Origin of the sequence: Brevundimonas sp. (assembly GCF_032017145.1) — a bacterium.
GTDB lineage: Bacteria > Pseudomonadota > Alphaproteobacteria > Caulobacterales > Caulobacteraceae > Brevundimonas.
In genome coordinates this window covers 1-3689 of record NZ_DALZQC010000176.1, presented here as the reverse complement: position 1 = coordinate 3689, position 3689 = coordinate 1, and the positions used below count along the sequence as shown (strand labels likewise).

3 protein-coding genes and 1 pseudogene are annotated in these 3689 nt (G+C 68.4%); 2 read left to right on the top strand and 2 right to left on the bottom strand.

Annotated features, from left to right (window positions below):
• Nucleotides 1-391: pseudogene (locus RTU05_RS17375) on the top strand (dolichol-phosphate mannosyltransferase); the annotation flags it as partial.
• Between the two features lie 348 nt (nt 392-739).
• Here RTU05_RS17375 and rlmN read toward each other — a convergent pair.
• Together rlmN and RTU05_RS17365 are read right to left on the bottom strand one after the other, a co-directional pair.
• A complete protein-coding gene (gene rlmN / locus RTU05_RS17370; RefSeq protein WP_312599562.1) occupies nt 740-1912 on the bottom strand; it encodes a 23S rRNA (adenine(2503)-C(2))-methyltransferase RlmN in 1173 nt (390 codons plus the stop codon).
• 81 nt (nt 1913-1993) lie between these two features.
• Nucleotides 1994-2293, bottom strand: a complete 300-nt coding sequence (locus tag RTU05_RS17365) for a DUF6356 family protein (RefSeq protein WP_312599561.1) — start codon at nt 2291-2293, stop codon at nt 1994-1996.
• 135 nt (nt 2294-2428) lie between these two features.
• Between RTU05_RS17365 and RTU05_RS17360 the strand changes: the two genes are divergently transcribed.
• The coding region (locus RTU05_RS17360; RefSeq protein ID WP_312599560.1) for a trypsin-like peptidase domain-containing protein at nt 2429-3689 on the top strand (1261 nt) is incomplete at its 3' end.

The window sequence follows — 3689 nt, the reverse complement described above, 5'->3', positions numbered from 1 at the left end:
CGCGGCGCCCGCCGACGTCGGCCTGGTCGGCGGGCGCCGCGCCAAGCGTCAGGACACCCAGGCCAAGCGTCAGGCCTCGATCTGGGCCAACCGCATCCGCCGCAAACTGCTGGGCGACGACGCCGACGACACGGGCTGCGGCCTGAAGGCGTTTCGTCGCGACGTCTTCCTGCGCCTGCCCTATTTCGATCACATCCACCGCTATCTGCCGGCGCTGATGATCCGCGAGGGGTTCAAGAACCAGTATCTCGACGTGGACCACCGCCATCGCGAGACCGGCCGATCCAAATACACCAACTGGGGCCGGCTGCGGGCGTCGGTTTCGGACCTCTTGGGCGTCATGTGGCTGAAGACCCGCTCGCGTCGTCCGGGCGCGATCTCGGAGTTCTGAAACACCGCCTGCTCCCCACCTCATGGGGAGGTGGCGCGACGCCTTTTGGCGTCGTGACGGATGGCCTTACGCCTCAAGACTAGGGCCAATCGACATTCAGCCCCAAATCGTCATTCCGGGGCGTCCATAGGACGAACCCGGAACCCAGGAAGCTCGCTATCCGGGCGCCGACTACGTCCAGCAACGTCGCCGCAGTCCTGGGTTCCGGGTTCTTCGCTTCGCTCAGCCCCGGAATGACGATCTGAGATTTCCACCCGCTGAATGTCGATTGAACCTAGCGCCAATGGGCCTTCAACAGCCCCTCCAACGCTACGCGGTCCTCCCCGCAGGCGGGGAGGAGACGGTCGGTCAGGCCGCTTCGGCTCCCGCCGCCGGTTCGGCCTTCCTGAGCGCCGAGGCGCGGACCTTTTCGCTTTCGGACTTCAGCTGGCCGCAGGCGGCCAGGATGTCGCGCCCGCGCGGGGTGCGGATCGGGCTGGCGTAACCGGCCTTGTTCAGGATGGCGGCGAAGCGCTCGATCGTCTTCCAATCCGAGCATTCATAGTCGACGCCCGGCCAGGGGTTGAACGGGATCAGATTGATCTTGGCCGGGATGCCCTCGATCAGCTTCAACAGAGCGCGCGCCTCCTCGGGGCTGTCGTTGACGCCCTTCAGCATGACGTATTCGAAGGTGACCCGCCGCGCATTGGACAGGCCCGGATAGGCCCGGATGGCCGCCATCAACTGGTCCAGCGGATATTTCTTGTTCAGCGGCACCAGCACGTCGCGCAACGGGTCGTTGGTGGCGTGCAGGCTGATGGCCAGCATGGCCGCCGTGCGCTCGCCCAGCGCCTGCAGCTGCGGCACCACCCCCGAGGTCGAGACCGTGATCCGGCGGCGCGACAGGGCGATGCCCTCATTGTCCGAGATGATGTCGATCGCGTCGGAAACGTTGTCCAGATTGTAGAGCGGCTCGCCCATGCCCATGAAGACGATGTTCGACAGCCGGCGGTCTTCCTTGGGCGAGGGCCATTCGCCCAGGTCGTCGCGCGCCACCTGGACCTGGGCCACGATCTCGGCGGCGGTCAGGTTGCGGACCAGTTTCTGGGTGCCGGTGTGGCAGAAGGTGCAGTTCAGGGTGCAGCCGACCTGGCTGGACACGCACAGCGCCCCCGCCCGGCCCACGTCGGGGATGTAGACCGTCTCGATCTCGATGCCCGGCGCGGTGCGGATCAGCCATTTGCGCGTGCCGTCCTTGGACACCTGGCGCTCGACCACCTCCGGGCGGGCCAGGGTGAAATGCTCGGCCAGTTTGGCCTGCATGTCCTTGGCCACGTTCGACATGGCCGCGAAATCCGTCACGCCATAGTGATGTATCCAGCTCCACACCTGGCTGGCGCGCATCTTGGCCTTTTCTGGCGGACAGACGCCGGCGTCGATCAGGGCCTGGCGCAGGCCCGCGCGCGTCAGGCCGCTGAGGTTGACGGGCGCCTTGACGGCGGGCGCGGTAGAGACGCGCGAAAGATCGAGCGTGATGCTCAAGGCGGCGATCCTGCGTGAGGTTGAGCCGGCCTATATAGCACGGATCCCGGCGATTGCATGGCCGGGGCGGATTCGAGCGCCCTAGAGGCCCACGTCCCAGACGCCGGCGTCGCGCATCCGGGTCTCTTTCGCCTCTTCGGCCCGGCCGCCCATGTCGCGCGCCATGCCGCGAATGGCGGTGGAAACCGTGGTCTTGTGGAACCCCGGCGCCACGGCGTGGATTAAGGCGGCGCCGGCCAGGCCCATCAGTTTGAAACCGAAGCCGGCGGAGGCGGCCATATGCTCGAAATAGGTTTCGCCCACCTCGCGCGGATGGTCGAGGAACAGCCGGGCGAACGGGGTCGCGGCGGGGCGGCGGCGGTCCATCGTCGTGTGGCTCATGGCGGGTTCCTGGTTTGGCGTCCGCCGCATGGTCACGCCGGAAGGCTGCAAAAGCAAGTCCCGCCCACCCCCAACGAACCCATCGTCAGGGGCGAAAACTCCCGCTAGGGTCGGGGTTCGATCAAGGGAATGCTCATGCCGATCCGCTCCAAGGCCGTCTCCTCCGCCGCCCTCGCCCTGGCCCTGGCGGCCGCCACGACGCCCGTCCTGGCGCGCCCCGCCGCTCAGGCCGACACGCGCGCGGCCGCCGCCGGTCTGCCCTATGACGCGCGGCGCGGGGTGTTCAGCTTCTCCTCGGGGCTGGAGGGCTCGCTGCCGGCGGTGGTGCAGGTCACCACGCTGGGCCAGTCGCGCGGCCCCAGCTCGGATTCGACCGACCCCAAACCCTACGCCTCCGGCTCGGGCGTCATCGTCGATGCGGCCGAGGGACTGGTCATCACCAACAACCATGTGGTCGAGGGCGGGCGAAAGTTCACCGTGGACCTGACCGACGGCCGCCTGTTCGACGCGGTGCTGGTCGGGGCGGACAAGGCCACCGACATCGCCGTGCTGCGCATCACCCCCGACGGTCGTCCGCTGAACCTGAAACAGGTCCAGACGGTGGATTCCGACACTCTGAGGACCGGCGACCTGGCCTTCGCGGTCGGCTATCCGCTGGGTCTGGACCAGACCCTGACCATGGGCGTGATCTCGGGCCTGAACCGCTCGGGCCTGGGCGATGCGGTCGAGGACTATATCCAGACCGACGCGGCCGTGAACTCGGGCAACTCCGGCGGGCCGTTGCTGGACAGCCGGGGCCGGTTGATCGGCATCAACACCTCCATCCTGTCGGGCGGCCTGGGCGGTGGCAACGACGGCATCGCCTTCGCCGTGCCGACGCGGATCATGCTGTATGTCGCCGACCAGCTGAAGAAGAACGGCGAGGTCAAGCGCGGGCAGACCGGCGCCATCTTCGGCTCCTTGAACGCCGAACGGGCGCGCGAACTGCATCTGGGCATCGTGCGCGGCGCGGTCGTCGCCGATGTGGCCCCCGGTTCCCCGGCCGAGCGCGCGGGTCTGCGCCACAACGACGTCATCACCCGCCTGCAGGGCCGGCCGGTCGCCAACGGCGGATCGGTCAACGCCACCGTGGGCATCGCCGCGCCCGGCTCGGACCTCAGCGTCTCCTATCTGCGCGACGGCCGCGACGCCACGACCTCGCTCAGGGTCGAGACCCCGTCCGACCAGCCGGTGACGATCGGCGCCCGGTCTGTCCTGGCCTATGGGGCGACCCTGCGAAATCAGGAAGGCGGCGCCCAGGTCGTCAGCGTCCAGGCCGGCTCCGAGGCGGCTCGGGCCGAACTGACGGCCGGCGACCTGATCACCGCCGTGGACGGCGCCCCGGTCGCCGACGCCC

What these genes read in the sequence shown, in the direction of transcription:
- RTU05_RS17365 (WP_312599561.1), bottom strand. Translation starts at nt 2,293, where the DNA reads ATGAGCCACACGACGATGGACCGCCGCCGCCCCGCCGCGACCCCGTTC.